Genomic DNA, 26,890 nt, shown 5'->3' with positions numbered 1-26,890 from the left:
GCTCCTGAATAGGTGGGCAAGCCTGCAACTCGTTGCTATGGGTTTCGAGCCGCCGTCGGCGGGAATGATCGCGTCCTGCGTCGAAGCATACGCCGGTCGTGCAAATGCGTTGTGTCGCCGTTTGCGTCGATAACGAGTCGCGCGCGTCGTGGGGTTATCCGCGCGAAGAAAACAAAAAAGGGCAGCCGAAGCTGCCCCGTCAAGATCCCACCGTCAGGCGGACTGTTGCAAGCGGATTACTGCCTGATGTTCAGCGCGGCCGTCAGATCGCCCATCGGCTTGCTACCGTTGCTGACCAGCGCGGCATCACGCGCCGAGATGCCCGGCAGCGTCGGCAGCGAGTAACGGCGCGTGATGAAACGCAGAATCGACGTCGTGTCGTACTGCGTGTGATCGACGAAACCCTTCTTCGCGTACGGCGAAATGATCAGCGCCGGAATCCGCGTGCCCGGACCCCAGCGATCGGCCTTCGGCGGCGCGACGTGGTCCCAGAAGCCGCCGTTTTCGTCGTAGGTCACGACCACCAGCATGTTATTCCACTGCGGGCTTTTCTGCAGATGCGAGATCACGTCGGCGATGTGCTGGTCGCCCGAGGCGACGTCGGTGTAACCCGCGTGCTCATTCAGGTTGCCCTGCGGTTTGTAGAACGACACTTGCGGCAGCGTGCCGGCGTCGATCGCCTTGATGAACTCAGAGCCTGCCAGACCGCCGTCGAGCAAATGCTGCGAGCGGCTCGCTGAGCCTGGTGCGAGATCGGCGAAGTAGTTGAACGGCTGGTGATGCGGCTGGAAGTTCGGCGCCGTCAGGTTCGCGCCGTAGATCACATTCGCCGTGCCGGTTTGCGCAGCCGATACCGCCGCACCCCACGCGCCGCCGTACCACGCCCACGACACCTTCGCGTTGTTCAGCAGATCGCCAATGTGCTGCTGCGTTTGTGCCGGCAACGTGGTGGCCGCGGTCGGGTCGGCCAGGTTGGTGTCGCCGCCCGAGGCCGCCTTGTTGCCGCTCGGCTGATACGGCGGCTGCATCGTGTTGATCGCATAGAAGTCGGGCGTCAGGTTGCCCGAGAGCACGTATTTCGGCGGGCCGCTCAGCGCCGAAGCCGGCGAATTGGTCGCGACCTTCAGCGTGACGCCGTCGCTTTCGACCGACGAGATCGAGGTGGCTGCCGGGCTCTTGTCCGCATTCGGATAGGTCGGCGTGCACGCGCAAACCAGCCACTGGTGATTCAGGAACGAGCCGCCGAACGCGCCCATGAAGAAGTTGTCGGCCAGCGTATATTGCTGGGCAACCTTCCACAACGGCAGCTTGTCGGCGTTGAGCGTGTAGTGACCCATGACGAGGCCGCCGGAATCCGCCCATGCGGCGAACTTGTCGTTCTTGCCGCCATTGATCTGCATCTGGTTTTCATAGAAGCGGTGATACAGATCGCGCGTCGTGGCCGTGATCGGCGTGTTGAAACCATTCGGGTCGTCGATGGCGAACGGACTGTTCGGCAGGTTGGCCGTCATCGCTTGCGTCACCACCGGCGTCACGCCGGTTTGCGTCAGACCGTTCCACACTTGCGGCAGCGTCGCGAGTGTCGTGCCGTTGCGGTCCAACTGTGTGGCGCTCGCCGCCGTCACGTTCTGCAGACCGTTGGCGCCGGGGAAGTTACCGTACAGATTGTCGAAGCTGCGATTCTCCGCGTAGATCACCACGACCGTCTTGATCGACGTGATGTCCGGTGGCGCGGTGACATTGTCGCCGCCGCACGCATACAGACTCAACGCTGCCGCGATCGCGATAGGCGCCGCGCAGATCAGTTTCTTGTTCATTTGGTATGTGTTCTCTCTCTCGCGTTGGGGACGGGCCGCGTGCATTGCTTGCACGGATGGCCGCGAGCGAAAGTTTGAACAAGGAATTTGACAGAAACATGTAACTAATTACGAATTGCTTGGGTTTCGATATTTTCGTCGGCTGTATGTCATTTAAACGACATGTCGATGAAATACGCTCGCGGACTTCAATATCGCAAACTCACATCATTCATATGCGGCTTGGTCTCGCGGGGATTCGGAAAACGACGGTTCGGCCGCAGGCGCGGCGGCGCGTGGGGCCGGCTGGCATTGGTCCGGTGCTGGCGATGGTGCTCGCGGCCATGACCGTGACGCTGGCTGCGTGCGACGCAGGCTCGCAGACAGCGGGCGCCAAGGCCGACGGGAGCGGTAACGCGCAAGTGAGCGCCAGGGCGGATACGAACGCCAACGCCAATGCGGGCGTCGGAACGCAGGCGAGTGCGTCGCCAGCGGCCACGTCTACGTCTACAGCGGCCTCTACCGTCAAGGTGGCGTCACATGAGGCCGGTCAGACCCGCGCGCAGGTCTACGAATCCGTGCGGCAGACGACGGCCCTCGGCAAGCAACTGTTCTTCGACGCGTCGCTATCCGGCTCGGGCAAGCTGGCGTGCGCGTCGTGCCACAGCCCCGATCACGGCTTTTCGCCGGCGAATTCGATGTCGGTACAACTGGGCGGCAACGACATGCACCGCACCGGCATGCGCGCCGCACCGACGCTCAAGTACCTGCAATCGGTGCCGGCGTTCGCCGAGCACTATCACGAGTCGGACGACGAAGGCGACGAAAGCGTGGATGCCGGGCCGACCGGCGGCTTGACGTGGGACGGCAGGGTCGACCGCGGCTCGGACCAGGCGCGTATTCCGCTGCTGTCGTCGTTCGAAATGGGCAGCACACCGGCGAAGGTCACGGCGGCGGTGAAAGCCGCGCCGTATGCGGAGGCGTTCCGCGCGGCATTCGGCGAGCATATTTTCGATAGCGACGACGCCACCTTCAACGCCGTGCTGCAGGCGCTGGAAACCTTCGAGCAGGCGCCCGAGATTTTCTATCCCTACACCAGCAAATACGACGCGTATCTGGCGGGCAAAGCGCAATTGACCAAGGCCGAACTACACGGGCTGGAAGTCTTCAACGACGAAAGGAAGGGCAATTGCGCGAGCTGCCACATCAGCCAGCGCACCATGGACGGGGCGCCGCCGCAGTTCAGCGACTTCGGTCTGATTGCGATCGGCGTGCCGCGCAACCGCGCGCTGCCGATGAATCGCGATCCGCAGTTCTTCGACCTCGGCGCATGCGGGCCGGAGCGTACCGACCTGAAGGGCCGCGCCGAGTTTTGCGGCATCTTCCGCACGCCGACGCTGCGCAACGTCGCGTTGAAGAAGAGTTTCTTCCACAACGGCATCTATCATTCGCTGGATCAGGCAGTGCGTTTTTATGCGCAACGCGACACGAACCCGGAAAAGTTCTATCCGGTATCGAAGGGCAAGGTGCGGAAGTTCGACGATTTGCCCCAGCGTTTCTGGGCCAATCTGAATACCGATCCGCCGTTCGATCGCAAGCCGGGTGACAAGCCGGTGCTCGACGAGGCTGAAATCAAGGACGTGGTGGCGTTTTTGAATACGCTCACGGATGGGTATAAGGAGGGAGGTAAGGCTGGAAATAAAGCAGCCGCGAATTGATCGGCGAGTGACGGGCGCGCGGGAGGTTGGGGCGGCATGTGCCGCCGCTGGCGTGATCAGTGGCCTGCGCCGGCAATAATGTAATAGCAGCCGACTAGCAGAAGCGCGAACGACACGAGGAGGCAGGCAATGCCGACGCGTGTCAGCAGATTCGGCCAGCGTGCGCGAGGGAGGCTGTCCATTTGCACGATGCGCCGCGCAAGACCGGGATCGCGGCCGATGGCGAACGGCACCAGCGCGACGCAAAAGAGCGCGAGCGCGACCGTGAAGGTTTCGAGAGCAAACGAGATGTCCATAAGGCGGCGTTGAAAGCTTGATCGGCGCTGCAGCGCAATAGAGCTATCTTAAGAAGACGTTTCATAAGAAGATATGAGACGCGTCCTAAAAAGTCTGAGCGGTCGTCGCACCAGTTCGTTCCCCATAGCAGGGAGCTGGCGCTACACGCTGCCGCGGGCCGTTGCAAGGCCGCATCCGGGCGGCCACTTCGAGGGCGACATGCTATGCTTTTGGGGTCCAGATCACGAGCTGCCGTGAGCGCGCTCGAGACCGCCGAACCACTCTTCGAGGAGAACCCTTCATGTCGATGCGACCCCGTGCCCTGTTTCACCTGACCGTCGGTGGCCTGCTGCTTGGCGGCGCCATCGGCGCGCAAGCGGCGAACCTCGGTTTTCTGAATGACACGCCGATCAGCTACATGAAGCAACGCGACGTCGACTCGATCAAGAGCGCCGTGTTCACTGCCTTGAACGACAAGCAGGACGGCGAAAGCGTGAGCTGGGTCAACGAAGGCACCGGCAACAGCGTAAAGATCGACGCGACGATCAGCATCGCCAGCACCGCGAAGGATGGCGAGCGCACCTGCCGCGACGTCGGCGTCGTGCTGAATGCGAAAGGGCAGTCGATGAACCTGCGTCCGCAGTTCTGCAAACAGGGCAGCGGCAACTGGCAATTGCAGAAAAAGCACTGAGCGTGCGGGCCCGTATGATGGCGCGCGCCGGCTTGCCGCCGGCGCAGCCTGAAGTCGTGCGTCCTTGCGGCGCGTTGCGTCGATGAGCGCGCGGGTCGTCTCGTGCGGCGTCGTGTTCCTCGACCCGGACGGCCGGGTGCTGCTCGCGCACGCCACCGAAACGTCGCACTGGGACGTTCCAAAAGGGCATGGCGAAGAGGGCGAGGCGGCACACGTCACGGCGTTGCGCGAGATGGTCGAGGAGACCGGTATCGTGATCGAACCCGGGCGTTTGAATGATCTTGGACTGTTCGTCTACCGGCGCGACAAGGATCTGCATCTGTTCGCCGCGCGTGCGACGGTCGACGAACTTGATCTGTCTTCGTGCACCTGCACGTCGCTGTTTCCGCGTCGCTCCGACGGCACGCTGATCCCCGAAATGGACGCATATCGCTGGACCACACCGGACGAAGTCGAGCGGTATGCGAGCCGCAGTCTCACACGGCTTTTTCAGACCACGCTTTCACTCGCGGAACTGCATCGAACGCTGTAGCGGTGAATGGATTGTTTGGACTGTCGCGCTGGCAGCACCCGCCACCCGCACGGCCGACGCGCTCAGTCGAGCGCGCGGTCGTTTGGATGCGCGAATAGCGTGCGGTTCTGTTCCGACAACGGAAAATTCAGATTGATGCCGTGCGGCGGAATCGGCTGGGTGAACCACTGGTTGTATAGACGCTCGGCGTCGCCGGCAATCTGGCCGCGTGCGATCACCCCGTTCACGAGCGTGCGCAGCGGCTCGTCGCCCTTGCGGAACATACAGGCGTAGACCTCATAGCCGAGCGGCGTGCCCGTTACCACGAAGTCTTCGGGGTGCGGGTCGGTCGATTTGAAACCGTACACGATCGGCTCGTCCATCACGAAGGCCACGGCCCGGTCATCCTTGACCGCGGTGAATGCTTCCGCATGGTCGCGCGCGCTCGTGATGCGCATGTTCAGATGCTTCTCGGTGTTCAGGCGGCGCAGCAGGCGCTCATCGGAGGTGCCGGCGGTCGTCACAACCGTCTTGCTGGCCAGGTCGGGAAAATCCGTAATGCCGCTGCTCTTGCGCGCGATCATGCGCACCGCATACTGGAAGAAGCTGTTCGAGAACGCGGCCACGTTTTCGCGTTCCACCGTATGCGTGGTCGAACCGCATTCCAGATCGATCTGGTTGTTCAGCAACATCGGCGTGCGGTTCGACGAGGTCACGGTGATTTCGTGCACTTTCAGTTGCGGCAGGCCGAGCGTTTTCTTGATTTCGTCGACGATCTGCAGCGCGATGGTCTGCGAGTAGCCGACCGTGCCCTTGCCGTCGAAGTACGAGAAGGGAATCGACGCTTCGCGCACGCCGAGTACGACCACGCCGTCGTCGTGAATTTTCTTCAGCGTGCCGGTGAGTTCGTCCGCGTGAGCGGGGCAGGCGAGCGATGCCGTGCCGAACGCGACCAGCGCCAAGAGTGCGCAGCGCAAGCTATGCGCGGCGCGTGCGGCGCGGGTTAGGCGAGTAACAGGAACGGTACGCGTATGACCCGCGCCTGGTGCTGTGTCCCATGCACTTACCCCGCGACGGGCTGCAACTTTCATCGGGCCTCCCGGACTACTGCGTGCACGTATGCCGCGCTGTCACTGTCGATGGAACATGATGCAACGAAACGGCGTGCATCCCGCTCACGAAATGCACGCCGTATTTGACGCCAGATAAGCAACGTCCGATGCGCTTCGCGCTGTAGTGGCTCCAGCTTACGCCGGCTTGCCCCAACTGTCGCGCAAGCTGACGATGCGATTGAACACGGGCTTGCCCGGTTTCGAATCGACGCGGTCGGCGACGAAATAGCCGTGGCGCTCGAACTGATAACGCTGTTCCGGCAGCGCGTTGCGCGCACCCGGTTCCAGGTAGGCGTTGACCACGCGCTTCGAATCCGGATTCAGCGCTTCGAGGAAGTCGCGGCCGCCTGCGTCCGGTTGCGGTTCCTTGAACAGACGGTCGTAGATGCGCACTTCGGCCGGGCACGCGGTTGCCACGCTGACCCAGTGAATGTTGCCCTTGACCTTGTAGGTGTTCGCGCCTTCGGTGCCCGACTTGCTGTCCGGGAAGTAGTTACAGTGGACTGCGACGATGTTGCCGTTCTCGTCCTTGTCCGCACCGATGCATTCGATCACATAGCCGTAGCGCAGGCGCACCTTGTTGCCCGGGAACAGGCGGAAGTAGCCCTTCGGCGGCGTTTCGCTGTAGTCCTCGCGTTCGATCCACAGTTCGCGCGAGATCGGGAACTCCCGAACCCCCATTTCCGGATGATGCGGGTGGACCGGCGCATTGCACGGTTCAGTCACGCCTTCGGGGAAGTTGTCGATGATCAGTCTGACCGGATCGAGCACGGCAGCAGTGCGCGGCGCCTTGTCGTCCAGATCGTCGCGCAGCGCGCCTTCGAACACGCTCATGTCGATCCAGGAATCGACCTTGGTGACACCGATGCGCTCGCAGAACAACTGGATCGCCTCCGGCGTGAAGCCGCGGCGGCGCACACCGACGATGGTCGGCATACGCGGATCGTCCCAGCCCTCGACATGGCCTTCGGTCACGAGCTGCAGCAGTTTGCGCTTGCTGGTGATCGCGTAGGTGAGGTTCAGCCGCGAGAACTCGATTTGTTGCGGCAGCGGGCGCGTGAAAATTCCGGCTTCGGCCAGCTCGTTCAGAATCCAGTCGTACAGCGGACGATGGTCTTCGAATTCGAGCGTGCACAGCGAATGCGTGATGTTTTCCAACGCGTCCGAGATGCAGTGCGTGTAGTCGTACATCGGGTACACGCACCATGTGTCGCCAGTGCGGTAGTGATGCGCGAAGCGGATCCGGTAGATGACCGGGTCGCGCATGTTGAAGTTCGGCGACGACATGTCGATCTTCGCGCGCAGCACGTGCTCGCCTTCCTTGAACTCGCCGGCTTTCATGCGGCGGAACAGGTCGAGGTTTTCCTGCGCCGAACGCTCGCGGAAGCGCGACGGCGTGCCGACTTCGGACGCCGAACCGCGGTTCGCACGCATTTCTTCGGCCGACTGGCTGTCCACATACGCCTTGCCGCGTTCGATCAGCAGTTCGGCGAATTCGTACAGTTTGTCGTAATAGTCGCTCGCGAAGTAGAGCTGCTCCTTCCCGCCTTTTTCCCACTCGAAACCGAGCCAGCGCACGGAGTCGATGATCGAGTCGACGTACTCGACGCTTTCCTTTTCCGGATTCGTATCGTCGAAGCGCAGATGGCACACGCCGCCGTAGCTGCGCGCCACGCCGAAGTTCAGGCAGATGCTCTTGGCGTGACCGATGTGCAGGTAGCCGTTCGGCTCGGGCGGAAAGCGCGTTTCGACGCGCTGGCCCCACTTGCCGGTGCGGTTGTCTTCGTCAATGATGTTGCGGATGAAATTGGATGCCGCTGGCGCGTCGTTGCGTTCGGTATTCATGCGAGAAGGTGAAAGTCTGTCGGGGACGCGCAATGCGCCCACTTATCCGTCAATTCTACCTGACGTGTTCGCTCGCGGCAGGCGAGTGCGGCGCGCAGCCAACGTTTGAGCGGTTTCGAGCGTTTTTGGGGGCAGACGAGATCCTGCAAGCTGCGTTTAAGGTGCTGTAACAGGAGGTAAAACGTTTTGTTGGTGCGGTCCATGGCGACTTACGATGCGGGCGGCGCACTCTCCACGCGCCGCGCACGGGCGACATGAATGATGTTCGCCCACGGATTTTTTCCCCGGCGCCGCTTTGCGCCCGGGCGGCGCAAGCCAGACAGCCTCGCCCCACCCCCGCGCCCCGCTCAAGCCGTTTCGGATTGCGCTGCGTGTGCCCTGCCGTGTAGCGCCGAGCGCAGCGCTGCCGGGCGCGCAGGCCGCCTCACCCATTGGGCCGCCCTGGCATGGACGCTTTCCGTTCGTGCAGCATGGCGCTCCTAGTTCCCGGAGTTTCTCGGATGTCCGTCCCGTCGCATGACGCGCCTCGCGCGCCTTTCGCCTCTTTGTTCTTCGCACGGATCGTGACGGCCGCGGCCGTGTTCGCCGCGCTCGCCGGCAGCTTCGTCGCGCCGGCCCCCGCGCTCGCGAAAACGCCGCCGCCAAAGGCCGTGCTGGACGCATCGGCGGTGGCCGTGCCGGATCGCTACAGCGCGGACACCGCCCAGCAGATCTTCGCCGCTGGCGGCAACGCAGTGGATGCCGCGGTGGCGATCGCCTTCACGCTGGCCGTGACCTGTCCGGACGCGGGGAATATCGGCGGCGGCGGGTTTATGACCGTGTTCATGGACGGCAAGCCGTATTTTCTCGACTATCGCGAGCGCGCGCCGCAACAGGCGACCCGCGACATGTACCTCGACGATAAAGGCAGCCTCGTGCCGGCTATGAGCGTGGTCGGCCATCGCGCGGTGGGGGTGCCGGGCACCGTCGAGGGCATGTGGGAAGCGCAGCAGCGCTTCGGCAAGCTGAAATGGAAGCAGGTGCTGGCGCCCGCGATCCGTTATGCCACCGACGGTTTCCAGGTCGAGCCGGGCCTGCAGCAGCGCCACGACGCGGCGGCGAAGATTTTCGCCGGCAAGACCAACTTCGACGCCTACTTCTCGAACCTGAAAGCGGGCGTGATGTATCGCCAGCCGGAACTCGCGCAAACCCTCTCGCGCATCGCCAGCGACGGCGGCCGTGAGTTCTACGAAGGCCGCACCGCCGATCTGATCGCCCAGCAGATGTATGGCCACGGTCTGGTCACGAAGCCGGACCTGATTCAATACAAGGCTGTCTGGCGCCAGCCGCTTACCGCCGATTGGAACGGCTACGAGGTCATGACCGCGCCGCCTCCGAGTTCGGGTGGCGTCGGGCTGATCCAGATGCTGAAGATGAAGGCCGATCTGAAGCCGGCGTTCGATGGCCTCGAGCTGAATTCCGAGCCCTATATCCATCTGATCGCACAGATCGAAGACCGCGTGTTCGCCGATCGTCAGCAATACATCGGCGACCCCGATTCGTACAAGGTGCCGCTCGACAAACTGACCAGCGACGCCTACCTCGCGCAACGCGCCGATGAAGTGAAACCCGACGAAGTGCCGGGCGCCACGCCCGTCAAAGGCGGCCTCGGCGACGTGATGCCGGAGAAGGCGCAAACCACGCATTTTTCGGTGGTCGACAAGTGGGGTAACGCCGTGTCGAACACCTACACGCTGAACGGGTCTTTCGGTTCCGGCGTGGTGGTGGACGGCGGCGGATTCCTGCTCAATGACGCGATGGACGACTTCATCACCAAACCGGCTGCCGCCGGCACGTCCGGCGCAACGGCTGACGACCTGAACACGGTGGCCCCGGGGCGCCGGCCGCTTTCGTCGATGACGCCGACCATCCTGTTGAAGGACAACAAGGTGTCGCTCGTGATCGGCACGCCCGGCGGCTCGCGAATCCTCACATCGATCTTCCAGGTCATGACCAACCTGTACGATTTCAATATGACGCCGGCCGACGCTTTGGCTGCGATGCGGTTCCATCATCAGTTGCTGCCGCCGAAGACAATCTATTTCGAGCCGTATCATCCGATCACGGGTGAGTTGGCCGACCAGTTGAAAGCCCGGGGCTACACGCTTGAAGGGCAGTCGTTTAACGGCGACGTGCAGATGATCCGCGTCGAAGGGACGACGCCCGAGCCGGCGGCCGATCCACGCGGCGTGGGCGTGGGCCGCGTGATGCATTGAAGCACGCGGCTTTGGCCGGGCGATGCGGGTGATTGCGGAAGCGGGCTGCGTGCGGAAACGTACCGCAAAAACGTACCGCAGCAACAATTGCAGACGCGGACCGCGGCAACATATCGCGAAAGCGAATTTCAGAAACGAATTGCGACGGGGAACGCGATGAACGGACAAAAACTAAATGTACTCGTGCTGCCGGGCTACCAGAACTCCGGCACGGGCCACTGGCAGACGCTTTGGGAAGCGCTCGATCCCGCCTTCGTGCGTGTGCAGATGCCCGACTGGGACCATCCGGCGCGCGATGCGTGGTGCCGCACGCTCGACGCCGCAGTGGCCGCAGCCGACTCGCCGGTGGTGTTCGCCGCGCACAGCCTTGGCTGCCTGACGACCGCCCTCTGGGCGTCGCAATACGCGAGCGCCGAGCAGTTGGCCAAAGTGGCCGGTGCGTTACTGGTCGCCGTGCCTGACCCCTCCGAGGCGCATTTTCCCCAGGACGCCAGCGGCTTTGCGCCGGTGCTGCTTGCGCGCCTGCCGTTCGCGAGCATCGTCGTGTCGAGCAGCGACGATCCGTACGGCGGTGTGCCGTTTTCGCAGACTTGTGCGAGCGCGTGGGGCAGCCGCTGGATCGATATCGGGCCGCGCGGCCACATCAATGCCGACAGCGGCCTCGGCGATTGGGAAGAGGGGCGGCGCTGGCTGGCTTCATTGGGCGAGCGGCGGTGATGGCCTGATTTGCGGAGATTAGGGCGGCGAGTGAGTTGGCACCGTCGCCAGCTCCGCTGAAAACCGCCACCGCCCCAGCCGGCATCAAATCACTCGGCCACCGCCTCAGCCGGCCTCAAATCACCGACTGGTCCCGCAGCGCCGCAATCCGTGCCTCGTCATAGCCGAGCACGTCACGCAAGATGCTGTCGGTGTGCTCGCCGAGCGTCGGCGGATGGGACAGCGCTTCGGGTGGTGTGCCGGTCATATTGATCGGATTGCGCACCAGTTTGACCGTGCCGCCCGACGGATGCGGCAGATCGACCTGCAACCCGCGCGCTACCACCTGCTCGTTCTCGAACACTTCGCCCAGATCGTTAATCGGCCCGCACGGAACACCGGCTGCTTCCAGGGCGGCAATCCATTGTTGTTTGCCCTGCAGACGCACCATGTCGGCAAGAATCGGTACGAGGATATCGCGGTTGCGTACGCGTGCCGGATTGGTCGCGAATCGCTCGTCAATGGCGAGTTCCGGGCGCCCACCCGCCTCGACGAACTTGCGGAACTGGCCGTCGTTGCCGACCGCGACGATGATCCAGCCGTCGCTCGTCTGGAAGGTCTGGTAGGGCACGATGTTCGGATGCGCATTGCCCCAGCGCACGGGCGGCTGGCCGCTCGCCAGGTAATTCGAATTCATGTTGGCCAGCATGGCGACCTGCACGTCGAGCAGCGCCATGTCGATGTACTGGCCTTCGCCCGTGCGGTCGCGATGCGTGAGCGCCGTGAGCACGGCGATGGTCGAATACATCCCGGTCATCAGGTCGGCGATCGCGACGCCGGCCTTTTGCGGACCGCCGCCCGGCTGGCCGTCGCGCTCGCCGGTGATGCTCATGAAGCCGCCAATGCCTTGCACGATGAAGTCGTAGCCGGCGCGCTGCGCATACGGCCCGGTTTGCCCGAAGCCCGTCACCGAGCAGTAGATCAGATCGGGCTTTACTTCCTTCAGTGACGCGTAATCGAGGCCGTACTTCTTCAACTGCCCGACCTTGTAATTCTCCAGCACCACGTCGCTTTGCGCGGCCAGTTCGCGGATGATCCGCTGGCCTTCGGGCGAAGCGATGTCGACGGTGGCCGAGCGCTTGTTGCGATTCGCCGCGAGGTAATAGGCGGCTTCGCGCGTGTCGGTGCCTTCCGGCGTTTTCAGGTACGGCGGCCCCCAGTGGCGCGTGTCGTCGCCGACTTCGGGCCGTTCGATCTTGATCACGTCGGCGCCGAAATCGGCGAGTGTCTGCGCGCACCAAGGCCCGGCGAGCACGCGTGTGAGGTCCAGCACGCGGATATGACTGAGAGCGCCCATATTTTTCATTGTCTCCTTTGTAGCCGAAGCGACGCGCGTGGCGCCGCGGATGGAGGCAATCTTAAGCGATTCCCGCGCGCCGGCGCAGTCAGCCGAACGGCATAGGACGCGCGATGCGTCATGCCATGTCGCTCGTTACCCGGCCAAATCCGGCCAAACCTGGCCGAATGGCTAACCAGACAGGGCCGCCGCCGCGCACGGGCGCCGATCCCGTATAATCAGTCGTTTAAGAAACAAACAGTTGGCGCATCCCCATGATGCCGCCGGTAACAGCCAGGACCGTCCCCCGCACGCTATGAAAGCCGCCGAAATCCGCGAGAAATTCCTCAAGTTCTTCGAATCGAAGGGCCATACGATCGTTCGCTCGTCGAGCCTTGTGCCCGGCAACGACCCGACACTGCTCTTCACCAATTCGGGAATGGTGCAGTTCAAAGATGTGTTCCTCGGCGCGGAATCGCGTCCGTATTCGCGCGCCACAACCGCGCAGCGCAGCGTGCGCGCCGGCGGCAAGCACAACGATCTGGAAAACGTCGGCTACACCGCGCGTCACCATACGTTCTTTGAAATGCTGGGCAACTTCTCGTTCGGCGACTACTTCAAGCGCGACGCGATCCACTACGCGTGGGAATTGCTGACGGGCGTGTACCAACTACCGAAAGACAAGCTGTGGGTCACCGTCTATCACGAAGACGACGAAGCGCACGACATCTGGGCGAAGGAAGTCGGCGTGCCGGTCGAGCGCATCATCCGCATCGGCGATAACAAAGGCGCGCGCTACGCGTCGGACAACTTCTGGCAGATGGCCGACGTCGGGCCGTGCGGCCCGTGCTCGGAAATCTTCTACGACCACGGCCCGGACGTGTGGGGCGGCCCACCGGGATCGCCTGAGGAAGACGGCGACCGCTACATCGAGATCTGGAATCTCGTGTTCATGCAATTCAGCCGCGACGCGCAAGGCAACATGACGCCGCTGCCCAAGCAGTGCGTCGACACGGGCATGGGGCTCGAGCGTATCGCCGCGGTTCTGCAGCACGTGCACAGTAATTACGAGATCGATCTGTTCCAGGCGCTCATCAAGGCCGCGGGCCGCGAAACCGGCGTGACCGATCTGACGAACAACTCGCTGAAAGTGATCGCCGATCACATCCGCGCGTGCTCATTCCTGATCGTCGATGGCGTGATTCCGGGCAACGAAGGCCGCGGCTATGTGCTGCGCCGTATTGTGCGCCGCGCGATCCGCCACGGCTACAAGCTGGGCAAGAAGGGCTCGTTCTTCCATCGCATGGTGCCGGACCTCGTCGCGCAAATGGGCGGTGCCTATCCGGAACTGAAGGGCGCGGAGCAACGCGTGACCGACGTGCTGCGTCAGGAAGAAGAACGCTTCTTCGAGACCATCGAGCACGGCATGTCGATTCTCGAAAGCGCGCTGGCCGATCTGGAAGCGAAGGGTGGCAAGACGCTCGACGGCGAACTCGCGTTCAAGCTCCACGATACCTACGGCTTCCCGCTCGATCTGACGGCAGACGTCTGCCGCGAGCGCGAAGTGACGGTCGACGAAGCTGCTTTCGACGAAGCCATGGCGCGTCAGCGCGAACAGGCTCGCGCGGCGGGCAAGTTCAAGATGGCGCAGGGTCTCGAATACTCGGGCGCGAAGACTACGTTCCACGGCTACGAAGAAATCATCTTCGACGACGCGAAAGTGATCGCGCTGTATGTCGACGGCGCGTCGGTCAAGGAAGTGAGCAACGGCCAGCAGGCGGTCGTCGTGCTCGACCACACGCCGTTCTACGCGGAGTCAGGCGGCCAGGTCGGCGACCAGGGCGTGCTGGCGAACGCGAGCGTGCGCTTTGCGGTGACCGACACGCTGAAGGTGCAGGCGGACGTCGTCGGCCATCACGGCACGCTCGAGCAGGGCTCGCTGAAAGTCGGCGACGTCGTGAAGGCGGAAATCGATGCGGTGCGTCGTGCCCGCACCGAGCGCAATCACTCGGCCACCCACCTGATGCACAAGGCGCTGCGCGAAGTGCTCGGCTCGCACGTGCAGCAGAAGGGCTCGCTTGTCGATGCGGACAAGACCCGTTTCGACTTCGCGCACAACTCGCCGATGACCGATGAGCAGATCCGTCAGGTCGAAGCGATCGTGAACGCGGAAGTGCTGGCGAATGCGCCGGGCATTGTGAAGGTCATGCCGTTCGACGAAGCAGTGAAGGGCGGCGCGATGGCGCTGTTCGGCGAAAAATACGGCGACGAAGTGCGTGTGCTCGACCTCGGCTTCTCACGCGAGTTGTGCGGCGGTACGCACGTGCGTCGCACGGGCGACATTGGCCTCTTCAAGATCGTGATGGAAGGTGGTGTGGCTGCCGGTATTCGTCGCGTGGAAGCGATCACGGGCGACAACGCCGTGCGCTTCGTGCAGGATCTCGACGCACGGATCAATGCGGCAGCGGCCGTGTTGAAGGCGCAGCCGTCGGAACTGACGCAACGGATCGTGCAAGTGCAGGACCAGGTGAAGTCGCTGGAGAAGGAACTGAGCGCATTGAAGTCGAAGATGGCTTCGAGCCAGGGCGACGAACTCGCAGGTCAGGCAATCGAAGTAGCCGGCGTGCATGTGCTGGCGGCAACGCTCGAGGGCGCGGACGTGAAAACGCTGCGCGAGACGGTCGACAAACTGAAGGACAAGCTGAAGAGCGCGGCGATCGTGCTGGCCTCGGTTGAGGGCGGCAAGGTGAGCCTGATCGCCGGTGTGACGGCGGACGCCAGCAAGAAGGTCAAGGCCGGTGAACTGGTCAACTTCGTTGCACAGCAAGTCGGCGGTAAGGGCGGCGGGCGGCCGGATATGGCGCAAGCGGGTGGCACTGAGCCGGCGAATCTGCCGGCGGCACTGGCAGGCGTGAAGGGTTGGGTCGAAGCCCAGCTTTGATTCGGGTTTGATTGGGCCATGCGACGCGCTGGTGGTTTTGGCGTCCCGTGTGGCCCAAGTTGTTTCTGGTCTTGGCGTGTCTTGCAGTGCATCAACCCGGCCGACTGCGCTGGCGGTTAGCGTTCCCCGTCACGCAGGCAAAGCATCAAGCAAAAATTCAAGCAACGCCTACCGGTGCAGCGGCAGGCAACTCCACCGCATCCTCTGCCGACACAAGCGTTTGCCGCAGCGCATTGAGCGCGGACGAAAAATGGCCTCGTCGCCAGACGAGAAGCGTCTCGATCACACCAATATCGGGAAGCTCGTGAACCGCAATATTGCTGGCGTCCGTTTGCAGATTGAGCACGGATCGTGGCGCCACGGCCACCCCCGCGCCGGCGGCGACACAAGCCACGATCGCATGATACGAACCGAGCTCCAGAACGCGAGCCGGTCTCACACCATGCTCCAGATACCACTTCTCGATGTACGCCCGGTAAGCACACCCGCGCTCGAACGCGATCAGCGTCGATAACGCAATATCCCGTACTTCGCGAATCGGCCTATGGCCTCGCGGCGACAGCATCACCAACTCTTCGCGAAAAACTGGCACCCTCTCGAACAATTCGCCGAGCGCGGCAGGATCCTGCGGCGTCGCCACCAGCGCTGCATCTACTTCGAATTCGCGGACCCGCTCGATCAGTTTGCCGGTCGTGCCGGTTTCGAGTTCCAGCGCGACATCCGGCCACCGTTGGTGATAACTCGCAAGCAATCCAGGCAAACGCGTTGCAGCGACGCTTTCCATCGTGCCCAAACGCAAGCGTCCACTCGGACGATCTTCGCGCACGGCATGGCGCGCCTCATCGGCGAGCGCGAGCAAACGCTCCGCGTAGGGCAACAGTGTCTCGCCAGCCGGGGTCAAAACAAGGCGCCGCCCGTCACGGATGAACAGGTCGGTGCCCAGCTGCTCCTCGAGTTGCTTGATGCGCGTCGTGACGTTCGATTGCACTCGATTGAGCTTGGCAGCGGCGCGCGTGACGCCGTTTTCCCGCACGACAGCACGAAAAATGGTCAAAGCGGCCAGATCCACGATTCTCTCCTGGTGATGGTTGATATCCTAATTATTCATTTTTCGTGATTGAAAGGTCAAGCTAATATGAATTGAACAAACCGGCAACTGCCGGTCCGCTTCAACTATCCGTGATGCCCATGATCGATCTCGCCTCCAGTGCGCAAGACACCTCTGCCGATCGGCATGCCGCCCGCCGCGCGGCGCTTGCCTGCATGATCACTTTGGCCGTGGTGCTCGGCATCGGCCGTTTTGCGTTCACGCCGCTCCTGCCGCTGATGCTTCACGGGAGCGCCTTGGGTCAGCCACAGATCGATATCCAGCACGGCGGCTGGCTCGCATCGGCCAACTACGCAGGCTATTTCGTCGGAGCGATCACCTGCGCGGCGCTGCGGGTCGCGCCGGCGCGTATGGTGCGCGCGGGGCTTGTTGCGACGGTCCTGCTGACGCTGGCGATGGGCGTAACAAGCCAATTCTGGCTGTGGGCCGTGGTGCGCTTCATCGCCGGCGCGGTCAGCGCCTGGACCTTCGTGTTTGCCTCGCAGTGGGGCCTGCGGCGGCTTACCGAACTCGGCGCGCACGAGTGGAGCGGGGTGATCTATACGGGCCCGGGCGTGGGCATTGTCGGGACAGGTTTGCTCGTCAGCGCTGCCGGTAGCTACGGCGCGACGGTCGGCTGGATCGGTTTCGGACTCATCGCGGCGGTGCTTTCGATCGTGGTTTGGCCCGTGTTCCAGACCGTCTCAGGAGGCGCAGCGCTTGCCACAGGCGGGGCAGTCACCGCCGTTCGGCAATCCTCGCCCGCAGGTCGCCGCGCCTCTACAAACCACGCCTGGCACCGCGCCGACGCCTTCTGGCTGATCCTGCTCTACGGCGTGCCCGGCTTCGGCTACATCATCACCGCGACGTTCCTGCCGGTGATCGCGCGCCACGCGCTGCCGGGTTCGTCCTGGCCCGATCTGTTCTGGCCGATGTTCGGCGCGGCCTTGATCGTCGGCGCGCTGCTCGCGGCACGCCTGCCGGTGCATTGGGACAATCGCACATTGCTCGCCGGTTGCTACGTGCTGCAAGCCGCCGGTATTGCGCTCGGCATCGTCTGGCCCACGGCGGGCGGTTTCTCGCTCGGCAGCATCCTGATCGGCCTGCCATTTACGGCCATCACCCTGTTCGCGATGCGTGAGGCGCGGCGCCTGCTTGGCGACGAAGCGGCCGGCCTGATGGGCTATGCGACGGCTGCGTACGGCGTTGGCCAGATCGTCGGCCCGCTGGTGGCCGCGCCGATCGCCGAGCACACGGGGTCTTTTTCGCCGGCCTTGTGGTTGGCGGCGGGGACGCTACTGTTGGGCGCGGCTGGCCTGATCATCGTGGCACACATGCCGCGAGGCCGTGGCCGCATGCCCGATTGCGGTTGCAACTAACGGTCTTTCCGGTTGGCGCCTTCCTCAGCGTCAACTGATCCCGCAGGTGCAAGCGCCAGCAAGGCGAGTTTGTCCCCCGCCTTGCGCAGAACGCGTGGGCCCGTTGAACCGCCCGCGAGACAAATGCCAGGCCAAAAAACAAATAACTCCCCGGCGCACTAAAATGACGGCTTTCCCGTCATCTCAGCGCGCCCGTCGCCGGGCGCGCCGCCAGCCATGCAACATTTCGCGTCCGACAACTACGCCGGCATCTGTCCCGAAGCGCTCAACGCGCTGATCGCCGCCAACAACAGCGGCCACGAACCCGCTTACGGCGACGACTCCTGGACCAACCAGGTTTGCGACCGCCTGCGGGATCTGTTCCAGACCGATTGCGAAGTGTTTTTCGTGTTCAACGGCACGGCCGCCAATTCGCTGGCGCTGGCGTCGCTGTGCCAGTCGTATCACTCGGTGATCTGCCATGAACTCGCGCACATCGAAACCGATGAATGCGGCGGTCCGGAATTCTTCTCCGGCGGCTCGAAGCTCCTGACGGCGCCGGGCGTCAGCGGCAAGCTCACGCCGGATGCGATCGAAGCGGTCGTTACGCGCCGCGCCGATATTCATTACCCGAAGCCGAAGGTCGTCACGCTGACCCAATCGACGGAAGTGGGCACCGTCTACACCGTCGAGGAAGTGCGCGCGATCGCGGCGATCGCCAAGCGGCGCCATCTGAAAGTGCACATGGACGGCGCGCGCTTTGCGAACGCGGTCGCGGCGCTCGACGTGCATCCGTCCGAGATCACGTGGCGCGCGGGCGTCGACGTGTTGTGCTTCGGCGGGACCAAGAACGGTTTGCCGGTCGGTGAAGCCGTGGTGTTCTTCGACCGCTCGCTAGCCGACGATTTCGCCTACCGTCTGAAGCAGGCCGGCCAACTCGCCTCGAAAATGCGCTTCATTTCCGCGCCGTGGCTCGGACTGCTGGATAACGACGTCTGGCTGCGCAATGGGCGTCATGCGAATGCGATGGCGGCGTTGCTGGAAACGCGGTTGCAGGAAATTCCCGGTGTGAGCATCATGTTTCCGCGAGAATCGAACGCGGTCTTTGCGCAATTGCCGGCGCAGGCCGCCAAAGCAATGCGTGCGCGCGGCTGGAAGTTCTACGAGTTCATCGGCGCGGGCGGTTGCCGGCTGATGTGCGCCTGGGACACGCAGCCGGAAACCGTCGAGCGTTTCGCTGCGGAAGTACGCGACTTGTGCCTGGCCTGAAACCGCGTCGACCGCGCGCTTGCGACCAGGCTGGCACCGTGAGCTTGAACCGGAAGCTGGAGCCAGGAACCAGCCGTACAGACTAGCACCGCGCACGAGTTGCTGAACCCGCGGCAGCACGACATTCAACACTGAACAACGCTGCACACAAACCATAAGAGACGACCCACTCGCCATGACCGAACACCGATTTTGTCCGCGCTGCGCTACGCCTTTGATCGAGCGCGCCGATGCCGAACACGAAGGCGGCAGGATTCGCCAGATCTGCCCTGATACGGAATGCGGCTACGTCCACTGGAACAATCCGCTGCCGGTGGTGGCCGCGATCGTCGAGTACGAGGGCAAGATTCTGCTCGCGCGCAACGCCGCCTGGCCGGAAGGCATGTTCGCGCTGATCACAGGCTTTCTGGAAAACGGCGAGACCCCGGAAGAGGGCATCGCCCGCGAAGTGCTGGAAGAAACCTCGCTGCACGCGGAGACGGTCGAATTGATCGGCGTGTACGAATTCATTCGCAAAAACGAACTGATCATCGCGTATCACGTGAAAGCGTACGGAACGGTCGCGCTGTCGCCGGAATTGCTCGAATACCGGCTGGTCGAGCCGGCCAAACTGCGTCCATGGCGCGCGGGCACTGGTCAGGCGCTCGGCGAATGGATGCGGCGGCGCGGCTTGCCGTTCGAGTTTGTCGAAAAACCGGGGCAGTAAGCGATGAACAAACCCGCACCGGCCACGCGCAGCGCCTACCCGCATTTTCTGCCGATCACCACGCGCTGGATGGATAACGACGTCTATGGCCACGTCAACAATGTCGTCTATTACAGCTACTTCGACACGGTGGTGAACGAGTATCTGATCCGCGCCGGCGTGCTCGATTTCGAGCATGGCGCGACGATCGGCCTCGTGGTCGAGACGCATTGCAATTACTTCGCGCCGCTGGTGTTTCCCGAGCGCGTCGAAGCGGGCTTGCGGGTCGTGCGGCTCGGCACCTCGAGCGTGCGCTACGAAGTGGGCCTCTTCAAGGAGGGTGAAGATCAACCCGCCGCCCAAGGGCATTTCGTGCACGTATATGTGGATCGCGTCACGCGTCGCCCGGTGAGCTTGCCCGCGGACCTGCGCGCGGCGCTCGAACCGCTGACCGTCGCTGTGCAGGCGGAATAGGCGCGTGCAGTCGCTCGTCATCAACCTGCTCAACGGTGTCAGTTACGGCCTGCTGCTGTTCATGCTGTCGGCGGGCTTGACGTTGATTTTCAGCATGCTCGGCGTGCTGAATTTCGCGCACGCGAGCTTCTACATGCTCGGCGCGTACGTCGGTTTTTCGGTGGCGGCGCATACGGGTTTCTGGAGTGCGCTCGTGATTGCGCCGCTGATCGTCGGCTTGATCGGCGCGGCGTTGGAGCGCTGGCTGTTGCGCCGCGTGCGTGTGCACGGTCATCTCCCCGAATTGCTGCTGACTTTCGGCGCCGCGTATCTGCTCGGTGAACTGGTCAAGCTCGGCTGGGGTTTGAGTCCGCTTGGCGCGACTGTTCCGGCCGTGCTCGACGGACCGTTGTTCACCGTCTACGGTGCGGCCTTTGCACGCTATCGGGCCTTCATGATGGCGGTGTCGCTGGCGATGTTGGCGGTGCTCTACGCGGTGCTGCGCGTGTCGAAGGCGGGGCTGATCGTACGCGCCGCGCTTACACATGCGAGCGCTGTCGAGGCGCTCGGCCACAACGTGCCGCGCGTGTTCACCGGTGTGTTCGCGGCGGGCACGGCGCTGGCCGCGTTGGCCGGCGTGATCGGTGCGCCGCTCTTTGTGATCGAACCGTCGATGGCGGAGTCGCTCGGCTCGATCGTCTTCGTGGTGGTCGTGATCGGCGGACTGGGCTCGTTGAGCGGGGCGCTGGCGGCGTCGCTGATCGTCGGTTGCGTACAGACCTTCGCAGTAGCGAGCGACGTGTCGCTGGGCGATCTCACGGCCATATTCGGAGGCGCGCTGCCGGACGCATGGGACACGCTGACGCTCGCGCAACTCGCACCGTTGATTCCCTATCTGCTGCTAGTCGCGATGCTGGCGTTGCGCCCGCGTGGACTGTTCGGACGGCGTGACGATCATGCGTGAGCCGGCCGGGAAGCTCGCTGTGCCGGCAGTCAAGCCGCGCTCGATGCTGCGCAGGTTCGCGCCATGGCTCGCGCTCGTCCTGTTCCTCGTCGTGCCCCCCTTTGTCTGGCCGCAAAGCTGGCTGCTTGCCTATCTCGCGCAAACCGCGACGATGATCGTATTCGCGCTCTCGTATAACCTGCTGCTCGGCGAAACGGGTTTGCTTTCTTTCGGACATGCCGCTTATTCCGGCCTCGGCGCGCTCATTGCGGCGCAAGTGTTCAATCGCATTGGCGTGCCGTTGGTGCTGCTGCCGTTGATCGGCGGCCTCGGCGGCGCGCTGTGCGGAGTCCTGTTCGGTTTCGTGTCGACGCGACGCGCCGGGACGGCCTTCGCGATGATCACACTCGGCATCGGCGAGCTCGTCGCGGCGGCCGCGTGGACGCTGCCCGACTGGTTCGGCGGTGAGGCCGGCGTGCCGATCGATCGCGCTAGCGGACCGATGCTCGCAAGCTGGAGCTTCGGCCCTGCACGCGAGGCGTATGCGCTGATCGCGCTGTGGTGCGTGCTGGCGAGCGTGACCATGTTCGCGTTGTCGCGCACTCCGTTCATGCGGCTCGCCAACGCCGTGCGCGACAACCCGGCGCGCGCCGCGGCGATCGGCTGCTATCCGCGCCGCATCCGCTATGGCGTGGTGGTGATGTCGGCGTTCTTTGCGGGTATCGCAGGCACCCTGGGGCTGATCAATGTCGAACTCGTGTCGACGGAAAGCGTCGGCATGATGCGCTCCGGCGCCGTGCTGATCGCGACGGTGATCGGCGGCACAGGAGCGTTTTTCGGGCCGGTCGTGGGCGCGATCGTCCTGACGTTTTTCAGCGTTGCGGTGGCGAGCGTGACGCGGGCGTGGCTGTTCTATTTGGGGCTGTTCTTTATCGTGGTCGTGGTGGCGTCGCCGGATGGACTGGCGGGCTTTATGCAGCGGCACACGACACGTGTTGCCGCTTACGGTTGGCGCGTATGCGGCAAGGCGTATCTATGGGGCGCAGCCTCAGCGGTGCTATGGACGCTGGCCGTCGTGCTCGCGGTGCAGTGGGCGTATGCCGCGCAATTCGGCGCGGCCGATGGCGCGGCGTTTAGCATCATCGGCGTGCCGCTGGAGCCGGCCTCGCCGCATCTCTGGCTCGGCGTCGTGGTGTTCATGCTGGCCGCACCAGGCGCACTCGCCGCGCACTATGCGCGTCGTGCGCAAGCATGTCTTGCCGTGCGTGCCAGCGCCACGCCGATCACCGGAGACGCGCGATGATCCCGGCCCTCGCGGTCTACGGCGTCGAAAAACGCATCGGCGCCACGCGGATTCTGCGCGGCGTCGATCTTGCGATCGAGCCCGGTGAGCGTCATGCTTTGATCGGGCCGAACGGCGCGGGCAAGTCGACGCTGTTCAATCTGATTGCCGGCGGCGCGCGCCCGAACGCCGGGCGCATCGATCTGTTCGGCGCGGAGATCACGCGCCTCGCGCCGGCCGCGATCACGCGCCGGGGTCTTGCGCGCAGCTTCCAGACCACCAGCGTGTTCGCACGCCTGAGCGTATTCGACAACCTGCGCTGCGCGGCCATGCTGGCCGAGCGCGACCGCACGCGCTGGTGGCAGCGTTTTAGCGGCTCACGCACGGTCGATACGCGCGCCGACCAGGTGCTCGAAGCCGTGGGGCTGAGTGCGCGCAGACATATCCAGGCTGGCACGCTCAGCTATGCCGAGCAACGCGCGCTCGACCTCGGCCTTGCGCTCGCCGGCGGCGCGCACACCTTGCTGCTCGACGAGCCAACTGCAGGCATGAATCGCGCCGAAGCGGCGCGCGCCATCGAACTGATTCGCGCGACCACCGCCGGCCGTACGCTGCTAATGGTCGAGCACGACATGGACGCCGTGTTTGCTATCGCCGACCGCGTTTCGGTGCTCGTGCAAGGCCGGATCATCGCGACCGGCACGCTGGCGGCGATTCGCGCGGATGCGGCAGTGCGTGCCGCGTATCTTGGCGACAGCGTCCGCCCATGACCGCCTTACTCGACATTCGACAAATGAACGCCTGGTACGGCGCGAGCCAGACCCTGCATGGCGTCAACCTGCAGATCGACGCGGGCGAAGTCGTCGCGCTGGTCGGGCGCAACGGCTCCGGACGCTCGACGCTGGCGCGCGCGATCATGGGCCTCGTACGCAGCGAGGGCGAGTTGCGTTTTGCCGGCCATGCACTCGGCGGGCTACGCACCTTCGAGATCGCCCGCCTGGGGCTCGGTTACGTGCCTGAGCATCGCGACGTATTTCCGACGCTGAGCGTCCAGGAGAATCTGCAACTCGGTGTGGCGCCGCACGCTCGCGGCCGTGCACCGCGCTTCACCTTTGACGACGCCTACGAACTGTTTCCCGTCCTGCGCGAAAGAAAGCGCGCGCACGCCGGCGTGTTGTCGGGCGGCGAACAACAGATGCTGACGCTTGCCCGGGCATTGCTTGGCGACCCTGACCTGCTGGTCATCGACGAACCCGGCGAAGGGCTAGCCAGCCTGGTGATGGGGCAGGTGGCGCGGTGCCTGCGGATGCTGCGTGATCGTGGCGTGGCGATGCTGCTGATCGAACAGCGGCTCGTCATTGCGCAAGACATCGCCAGCAGGGTTGCGGTGATGGGGCACGGCGAAATTGTCTTCGATGATGCGCTGGCGTCGTTTGTGAAGCGGCCGGACGTGATGCAGGAATGGCTCGGCGTGGGTTAGCCGCGATGCGTAGCGGATCTACGCATAACCGTTAGTTCACTGGCGTCACCGCACCTCGCTGAGGGTCAGCGCGATAGGGCGCCCAAGCCCGGTTTCGCAAAGCCGAATCTGAGCATCCCTGGCAGGCGTCTCGCTGCGGTTTTATTGCAGCGCCGCATTCGAATTTGCGGCCATTTTGTTGTCCTGACGCGCACGTCATGCACTGCGCGATGCACTCGTCCCTTGGTCCGCGCCCAAATCGCGCTCTGGATGCCGTTTGAATCCCGTTTGCGTACAGCGCGCTCAAGCCTGATGCGTGCGGCTTTCCCGTGACTTGCCGTAGCGATTCAAACGCTTGATCGTTTGGTGAGCGTCCTCCAGAAATCTTGTCGGCAGCGCGCTGACAAATCAAGACAATCAGGTCAAAGGCGCGCAACGGCGGCACGGTGTTTAAAGCCGACGTATGTGCGACCGACCATGCCGTGCCGGACGCGCAAAAGACGCGCCGCGGCCTCAGGAGGAGACATCATGAAACAGACAGGCGCATTGGGCGAAACATCGGCTGACGGCGTGCAGGCAGAGCCCGCGCTGCGACCGTTTCAAAGAGAGTTACCGCGTCGAGTGGCGCGCACGCCGCTCGGAGAAACGTGGCGCACCCGTGCCGGCGCCGGTGCCGCGCTGGTGACGGCTGCACTGCTGATGTCCGCGTGCGCCGACGCGAGTTCCACGACCGGCGACGCGACATCCGCACAGTCGACACAAACGAGCGCGGCAGCGAACGTTGTGAGCAACAACGATAGCCCGCTGACGGCAAAATCTCAGCCGGATGCGGGACTCACCGCTAACGGCACGAACGGCGTCGCTACCGCTTCGAACGGCACCGCCGTTGCGAACGCCGATCAACCCGCCTCCGCATCGCGCCCCGCGCTTGAACTTGCCAAGGCCAAACAGCTCGCTGCCGAACAGCGCGTCGCCGCCCGTGTGCCAGCTGCGAGCGGTATGACCGAGAAGCGCAGCCGTCCGCTGACGCTGCGTGATTCCGGCATCGACGGTTCGTTGATGTTCGCGCGCGACGTCGACTTTCGCGTGACCGGCGACATTGGCTTCATGATTCACGACATGGCGGCGACGCTGACCCCGGCGCGCGCCGGCCAGCCGATCGTGTTCGACGATCCGACCAGCGTGACGATCAACGTCCACCGCGGCGACGTCACGCTCGACAGCGCCAAGCTCACTGCGATCTTCAATCGCTACCTGTTCCAGTACCAGGGCTCGCCGCTGCGCAATATGCGAGTGGTGCCGCAAAACGGCGGCACCTTGCGCATTACGGGCGAGATGCACCGCGACACGTGGGTGCCGATCGTGCTGATCGGGTCGCTGTCGATGCGCAACGCCGACGACCTCGTGTTCCATGCCGATCACGTGGAAGTGGCCGGCGTCGGCGCCGACAAGCTGATGCAGGCCGCGCACGTGAAGATGGCCGACCTGTTGAAAGTGGACACGCCGATCGCGCGTCTCGACGGCGACGACGTCGTGATGCAGGTGGCCAAACTCACGCCGCCGCCTGCGTTGCGCATGACCATCACGCAGATCAGCACCAGTGCCACAGGTGTGCGCTTCACGCTCGACGACCGCACGGTGCAGAAAATCGACTGGCCCGCGACGATGCCACCACGCGGCATGCTGGTGCAGGGCGGCGACGTGAAGTTCATGCGTTCGATGCCGATGAATATCGACATGGCGCTGACTCCGCTTGATACCAACGCGCCGTTCGTGCTCGACCTGTATCACTACCGCGACCAGATGGCGGCCGGCTACTTCACCTTCGACGAGGCGGGCGCACTGGACGTGCACTTGCCGTCATATCCGACGCTAGCCAGCGCCTCGAAAGATGCGCCGACGCAAATGGGCAGCGCGAGCGCGCGCTTTAACGACAGCTTCATTCGCGCGCAGCAGGCGTCGCTCGCGCAGGCACGCCTCGTGTGGCAACACGTGCCGCAGACGTTGCGGACGGCATCGGTTGCACGCGCGATCCCGGTCGGCACGCGCGCGGCGTTTTCCGGCCAGAGCATGGCAACGCCGGGCTCCGCGATCAGCGACGAGCGGCACTCGTCCGGACCTGCGCCGTTGATTCACGTCGAGAATGTGGACTTCTACGTATCGGGCCGAATCGGCTTTCATGTGCGTTCGCTGGATGCGCAGATGGTGCCGAAGAAGCCGGGTCAACCTGTCGATCTCGACGATCCCGATCAGTACGATATTCGCATCATTGGCGGCGAAGTGGTCGAGCCGTGGTCTGCGATGGCGGCGTTGTTTAACGACTATCTGCTCGACTATGAGCCCCGTTCGCTGAACGATTTGCAGCTGAAGCCGGTGGATGGCAAGTTGGAAGTGTCGGGCGGGATCAAGTTGTGGAACCACTTTCCTGGCGTGTGGTTGCCGACGACGATGAGCGGCACGATCGTGGCTAAGGATGAGCGGCATCTTGTCTATGAGCCGACCTCGGTGAAGGTGCTGGGGGTGCCGCAGGCGGGGTTGTTGCGGGCGCTGGATATTCCGTTGGCGTCGTTGACGCCGTTTACACGTAAAGGTGTTGCGTTGAAGGGTAACGAACTGGTGTTCGATCAGTACACCGTGTTTCCGCCGCCGGTTTTGCAGGGGCGGCTGGCTAGTGCGACGGTGACTGACGAAGGGTTGGTGTTGAAGTTCAAGCGCGATAGTTCTATTGCTGCTGCGAGGCCGCCTGTTGGGGCGGCGAAGAGTTTTGTGTGGATCGAGTCTGGGGATGTGAAGATGTTTAATTCGTTGGTCACGAATGCCAGGACTTTTATTCGGGATAGTTCTAATCCAGGGGTGATGAAGTTTGATCTTTATGGGTATCGGGGGGATGTTTCTAAGGGGACTGTGAGGATGGGGGAGGATGGGGGATTGGAAGTGGATCTGGCCGCTAGGAAATAGTTAGGGTTTTTGCCTTTCGCGGCGGCATTTGTCCGTGTTCTTAGGGCTTTGGCCTTTCCTTGATTTGTTAGTGGTCTATCAGCGTTCCCCCTATGCGGGGGGGCACCTACTTTTCTTTGCCGGCTGCAAAGAAAAGTAGGCAAAAGAAAGCAGCTCAAACCGCTAACGCTAAGTGGGGCTCGTGGTTTGCTGCAGGTAGTGGTGCATCTGGAATCTGTG

Annotated in this window: 21 protein-coding genes; 15 read left to right on the top strand and 6 right to left on the bottom strand. The window is 63.5% G+C overall.

Annotated elements, in window-relative coordinates; genetic code table 11:
- Window positions 1-236 precede the first annotated feature (236 nt).
- A complete protein-coding gene (locus PQQ86_RS13770) occupies window positions 237-1,817 on the bottom strand; it encodes an acid phosphatase (protein ID WP_408267592.1) in 1,581 nt (526 codons plus the stop codon).
- Between the two features lie 308 nt (window positions 1,818-2,125).
- Between PQQ86_RS13770 and PQQ86_RS13765 the strand changes: the two genes are divergently transcribed.
- The gene (locus tag PQQ86_RS13765; protein ID WP_408270278.1) at window positions 2,126-3,514 is read left to right on the top strand and encodes a cytochrome-c peroxidase; all 1,389 of its coding nucleotides are present in this window, start codon (window positions 2,126-2,128) and stop codon (window positions 3,512-3,514) included.
- A 56-nt stretch (window positions 3,515-3,570) separates the two neighbouring features.
- On the opposite strand, the gene PQQ86_RS13760 is transcribed toward PQQ86_RS13765, so the two are convergent.
- Window positions 3,571-3,810: a hypothetical protein gene (locus PQQ86_RS13760; protein WP_408267590.1), complete on the bottom strand. Its 240-nt coding sequence runs from the start codon at window positions 3,808-3,810 to the stop codon at window positions 3,571-3,573.
- Between the two features lie 281 nt (window positions 3,811-4,091).
- On the opposite strand from PQQ86_RS13760, the gene PQQ86_RS13755 reads away from it, so the two are divergent.
- Together PQQ86_RS13755 and PQQ86_RS13750 are read left to right on the top strand one after the other, a co-directional pair.
- Window positions 4,092-4,481 (top strand): RT0821/Lpp0805 family surface protein, encoded by a 390-nt coding sequence (locus PQQ86_RS13755; protein WP_175051178.1) that lies wholly within the window; start codon window positions 4,092-4,094, stop codon window positions 4,479-4,481.
- An 82-nt stretch (window positions 4,482-4,563) separates the two neighbouring features.
- Complete coding sequence (locus PQQ86_RS13750; RefSeq protein WP_408267587.1) at window positions 4,564-5,013, top strand: NUDIX hydrolase; 450 nt, start codon at window positions 4,564-4,566, stop codon at window positions 5,011-5,013.
- A 62-nt stretch (window positions 5,014-5,075) separates the two neighbouring features.
- Here the strand turns inward: PQQ86_RS13750 and PQQ86_RS13745 are convergent, their stop codons facing one another.
- Together PQQ86_RS13745 and PQQ86_RS13740 are read right to left on the bottom strand one after the other, a co-directional pair.
- Window positions 5,076-6,083, bottom strand: coding sequence for a transporter substrate-binding domain-containing protein (locus tag PQQ86_RS13745; RefSeq protein WP_408267585.1), 1,008 nt, complete (start codon window positions 6,081-6,083; stop codon window positions 5,076-5,078).
- Between the two features lie 156 nt (window positions 6,084-6,239).
- Complete coding sequence (locus PQQ86_RS13740) at window positions 6,240-7,949, bottom strand: glutamine--tRNA ligase/YqeY domain fusion protein (protein WP_408267582.1); 1,710 nt, start codon at window positions 7,947-7,949, stop codon at window positions 6,240-6,242.
- Window positions 7,950-8,449: 500 nt separating this feature from the next.
- Here PQQ86_RS13740 and ggt point away from each other — a divergent pair, with 500 nt between their 5' ends.
- Both ggt and PQQ86_RS13730 read left to right on the top strand, forming a co-directional pair.
- Window positions 8,450-10,204 carry a gamma-glutamyltransferase gene (ggt, locus tag PQQ86_RS13735; protein WP_408267580.1) on the top strand — a complete coding sequence of 585 codons (1,755 nt, stop codon included), beginning with the start codon at window positions 8,450-8,452 and terminating at the stop codon, window positions 10,202-10,204.
- 156 nt (window positions 10,205-10,360) lie between these two features.
- Window positions 10,361-10,921 carry an RBBP9/YdeN family alpha/beta hydrolase gene (locus PQQ86_RS13730; RefSeq protein WP_408267577.1) on the top strand — a complete coding sequence of 187 codons (561 nt, stop codon included), beginning with the start codon at window positions 10,361-10,363 and terminating at the stop codon, window positions 10,919-10,921.
- Between the two features lie 115 nt (window positions 10,922-11,036).
- Here the strand turns inward: PQQ86_RS13730 and PQQ86_RS13725 are convergent, their stop codons facing one another.
- Window positions 11,037-12,257: a CaiB/BaiF CoA transferase family protein gene (locus tag PQQ86_RS13725; protein WP_408267576.1), complete on the bottom strand. Its 1,221-nt coding sequence runs from the start codon at window positions 12,255-12,257 to the stop codon at window positions 11,037-11,039.
- A 295-nt stretch (window positions 12,258-12,552) separates the two neighbouring features.
- Between PQQ86_RS13725 and alaS the strand changes: the two genes are divergently transcribed.
- A complete protein-coding gene (gene alaS, locus PQQ86_RS13720) occupies window positions 12,553-15,177 on the top strand; it encodes an alanine--tRNA ligase (RefSeq protein ID WP_408267573.1) in 2,625 nt (874 codons plus the stop codon).
- A 157-nt stretch (window positions 15,178-15,334) separates the two neighbouring features.
- Here alaS and PQQ86_RS13715 read toward each other — a convergent pair whose 3' ends face one another.
- Window positions 15,335-16,246, bottom strand: coding sequence for a LysR family transcriptional regulator (locus PQQ86_RS13715; RefSeq protein ID WP_408267570.1), 912 nt, complete (start codon window positions 16,244-16,246; stop codon window positions 15,335-15,337).
- Window positions 16,247-16,365: 119 nt separating this feature from the next.
- On the opposite strand from PQQ86_RS13715, the gene PQQ86_RS13710 reads away from it, so the two are divergent.
- The 9 genes from PQQ86_RS13710 to PQQ86_RS13670 all read left to right on the top strand — a co-directional run bounded on the left by PQQ86_RS13710 (window position 16,366) and on the right by PQQ86_RS13670 (window position 26,671).
- Window positions 16,366-17,643 carry a YbfB/YjiJ family MFS transporter gene (locus PQQ86_RS13710; protein WP_408267567.1) on the top strand — a complete coding sequence of 426 codons (1,278 nt, stop codon included), beginning with the start codon at window positions 16,366-16,368 and terminating at the stop codon, window positions 17,641-17,643.
- Between the two features lie 216 nt (window positions 17,644-17,859).
- A complete protein-coding gene (locus PQQ86_RS13705) occupies window positions 17,860-18,891 on the top strand; it encodes a threonine aldolase family protein (protein ID WP_408267564.1) in 1,032 nt (343 codons plus the stop codon).
- A 175-nt stretch (window positions 18,892-19,066) separates the two neighbouring features.
- A complete protein-coding gene (locus PQQ86_RS13700) occupies window positions 19,067-19,597 on the top strand; it encodes an NUDIX domain-containing protein (protein ID WP_054036317.1) in 531 nt (176 codons plus the stop codon).
- 3 nt (window positions 19,598-19,600) lie between these two features.
- A complete protein-coding gene (locus PQQ86_RS13695; RefSeq protein WP_154566367.1) occupies window positions 19,601-20,050 on the top strand; it encodes an acyl-CoA thioesterase in 450 nt (149 codons plus the stop codon).
- 4 nt (window positions 20,051-20,054) lie between these two features.
- Window positions 20,055-20,993 carry a branched-chain amino acid ABC transporter permease gene (locus tag PQQ86_RS13690; protein WP_408267559.1) on the top strand — a complete coding sequence of 313 codons (939 nt, stop codon included), beginning with the start codon at window positions 20,055-20,057 and terminating at the stop codon, window positions 20,991-20,993.
- Complete coding sequence (locus PQQ86_RS13685; RefSeq protein ID WP_408270275.1) at window positions 20,986-22,275, top strand: branched-chain amino acid ABC transporter permease; 1,290 nt, start codon at window positions 20,986-20,988, stop codon at window positions 22,273-22,275. The genes PQQ86_RS13690 and PQQ86_RS13685 overlap by 8 nt, the downstream gene beginning before the upstream one ends.
- Window positions 22,272-23,024: an ABC transporter ATP-binding protein gene (locus PQQ86_RS13680; protein WP_408267556.1), complete on the top strand. Its 753-nt coding sequence runs from the start codon at window positions 22,272-22,274 to the stop codon at window positions 23,022-23,024. The genes PQQ86_RS13685 and PQQ86_RS13680 overlap by 4 nt, the downstream gene beginning before the upstream one ends.
- Window positions 23,021-23,734, top strand: a complete 714-nt coding sequence (locus PQQ86_RS13675) for an ABC transporter ATP-binding protein (RefSeq protein ID WP_408267554.1) — start codon at window positions 23,021-23,023, stop codon at window positions 23,732-23,734. The genes PQQ86_RS13680 and PQQ86_RS13675 overlap by 4 nt, the downstream gene beginning before the upstream one ends.
- 507 nt (window positions 23,735-24,241) lie before the next feature.
- Complete coding sequence (locus tag PQQ86_RS13670) at window positions 24,242-26,671, top strand: hypothetical protein (protein WP_408267551.1); 2,430 nt, start codon at window positions 24,242-24,244, stop codon at window positions 26,669-26,671.
- Window positions 26,672-26,890: the final 219 nt, after the last annotated feature.

Source organism: Paraburkholderia sediminicola (assembly GCF_046026675.1).
In the GTDB taxonomy this organism is placed as follows: Bacteria; Pseudomonadota; Gammaproteobacteria; order Burkholderiales; family Burkholderiaceae; genus Paraburkholderia; species Paraburkholderia sediminicola_F.
Note: the sequence above shows the minus strand (reverse complement) of the source record. Positions and strands in the feature narration are given on the sequence as shown.

Coding starts and splice junctions, on each gene's coding strand:
- ggt (WP_408267580.1), top strand. CDS start 8,450: ATGTCCGTCCCGTCGCATGACGCGCCTCGCGCGCCTTTCGCCTCTTTG.
- PQQ86_RS13670 (WP_408267551.1), top strand. CDS start 24,242: ATGAAACAGACAGGCGCATTGGGCGAAACATCGGCTGACGGCGTGCAG.
- PQQ86_RS13770 (WP_408267592.1), bottom strand. CDS start 1,817: ATGAACAAGAAACTGATCTGCGCGGCGCCTATCGCGATCGCGGCAGCG.
- PQQ86_RS13765 (WP_408270278.1), top strand. CDS start 2,126: ATGGTGCTCGCGGCCATGACCGTGACGCTGGCTGCGTGCGACGCAGGC.
- PQQ86_RS13760 (WP_408267590.1), bottom strand. CDS start 3,810: ATGGACATCTCGTTTGCTCTCGAAACCTTCACGGTCGCGCTCGCGCTC.
- PQQ86_RS13730 (WP_408267577.1), top strand. CDS start 10,361: ATGAACGGACAAAAACTAAATGTACTCGTGCTGCCGGGCTACCAGAAC.
- PQQ86_RS13755 (WP_175051178.1), top strand. CDS start 4,092: ATGTCGATGCGACCCCGTGCCCTGTTTCACCTGACCGTCGGTGGCCTG.
- PQQ86_RS13740 (WP_408267582.1), bottom strand. CDS start 7,949: ATGAATACCGAACGCAACGACGCGCCAGCGGCATCCAATTTCATCCGC.
- PQQ86_RS13680 (WP_408267556.1), top strand. CDS start 22,272: ATGATCCCGGCCCTCGCGGTCTACGGCGTCGAAAAACGCATCGGCGCC.
- PQQ86_RS13705 (WP_408267564.1), top strand. CDS start 17,860: ATGCAACATTTCGCGTCCGACAACTACGCCGGCATCTGTCCCGAAGCG.
- PQQ86_RS13745 (WP_408267585.1), bottom strand. CDS start 6,083: ATGAAAGTTGCAGCCCGTCGCGGGGTAAGTGCATGGGACACAGCACCA.
- PQQ86_RS13700 (WP_054036317.1), top strand. CDS start 19,067: ATGACCGAACACCGATTTTGTCCGCGCTGCGCTACGCCTTTGATCGAG.
- PQQ86_RS13750 (WP_408267587.1), top strand. CDS start 4,564: ATGAGCGCGCGGGTCGTCTCGTGCGGCGTCGTGTTCCTCGACCCGGAC.
- PQQ86_RS13710 (WP_408267567.1), top strand. CDS start 16,366: ATGATCGATCTCGCCTCCAGTGCGCAAGACACCTCTGCCGATCGGCAT.
- alaS (WP_408267573.1), top strand. CDS start 12,553: ATGAAAGCCGCCGAAATCCGCGAGAAATTCCTCAAGTTCTTCGAATCG.
- PQQ86_RS13685 (WP_408270275.1), top strand. CDS start 20,986: ATGCGTGAGCCGGCCGGGAAGCTCGCTGTGCCGGCAGTCAAGCCGCGC.
- PQQ86_RS13695 (WP_154566367.1), top strand. CDS start 19,601: ATGAACAAACCCGCACCGGCCACGCGCAGCGCCTACCCGCATTTTCTG.
- PQQ86_RS13675 (WP_408267554.1), top strand. CDS start 23,021: ATGACCGCCTTACTCGACATTCGACAAATGAACGCCTGGTACGGCGCG.
- PQQ86_RS13725 (WP_408267576.1), bottom strand. CDS start 12,257: ATGGGCGCTCTCAGTCATATCCGCGTGCTGGACCTCACACGCGTGCTC.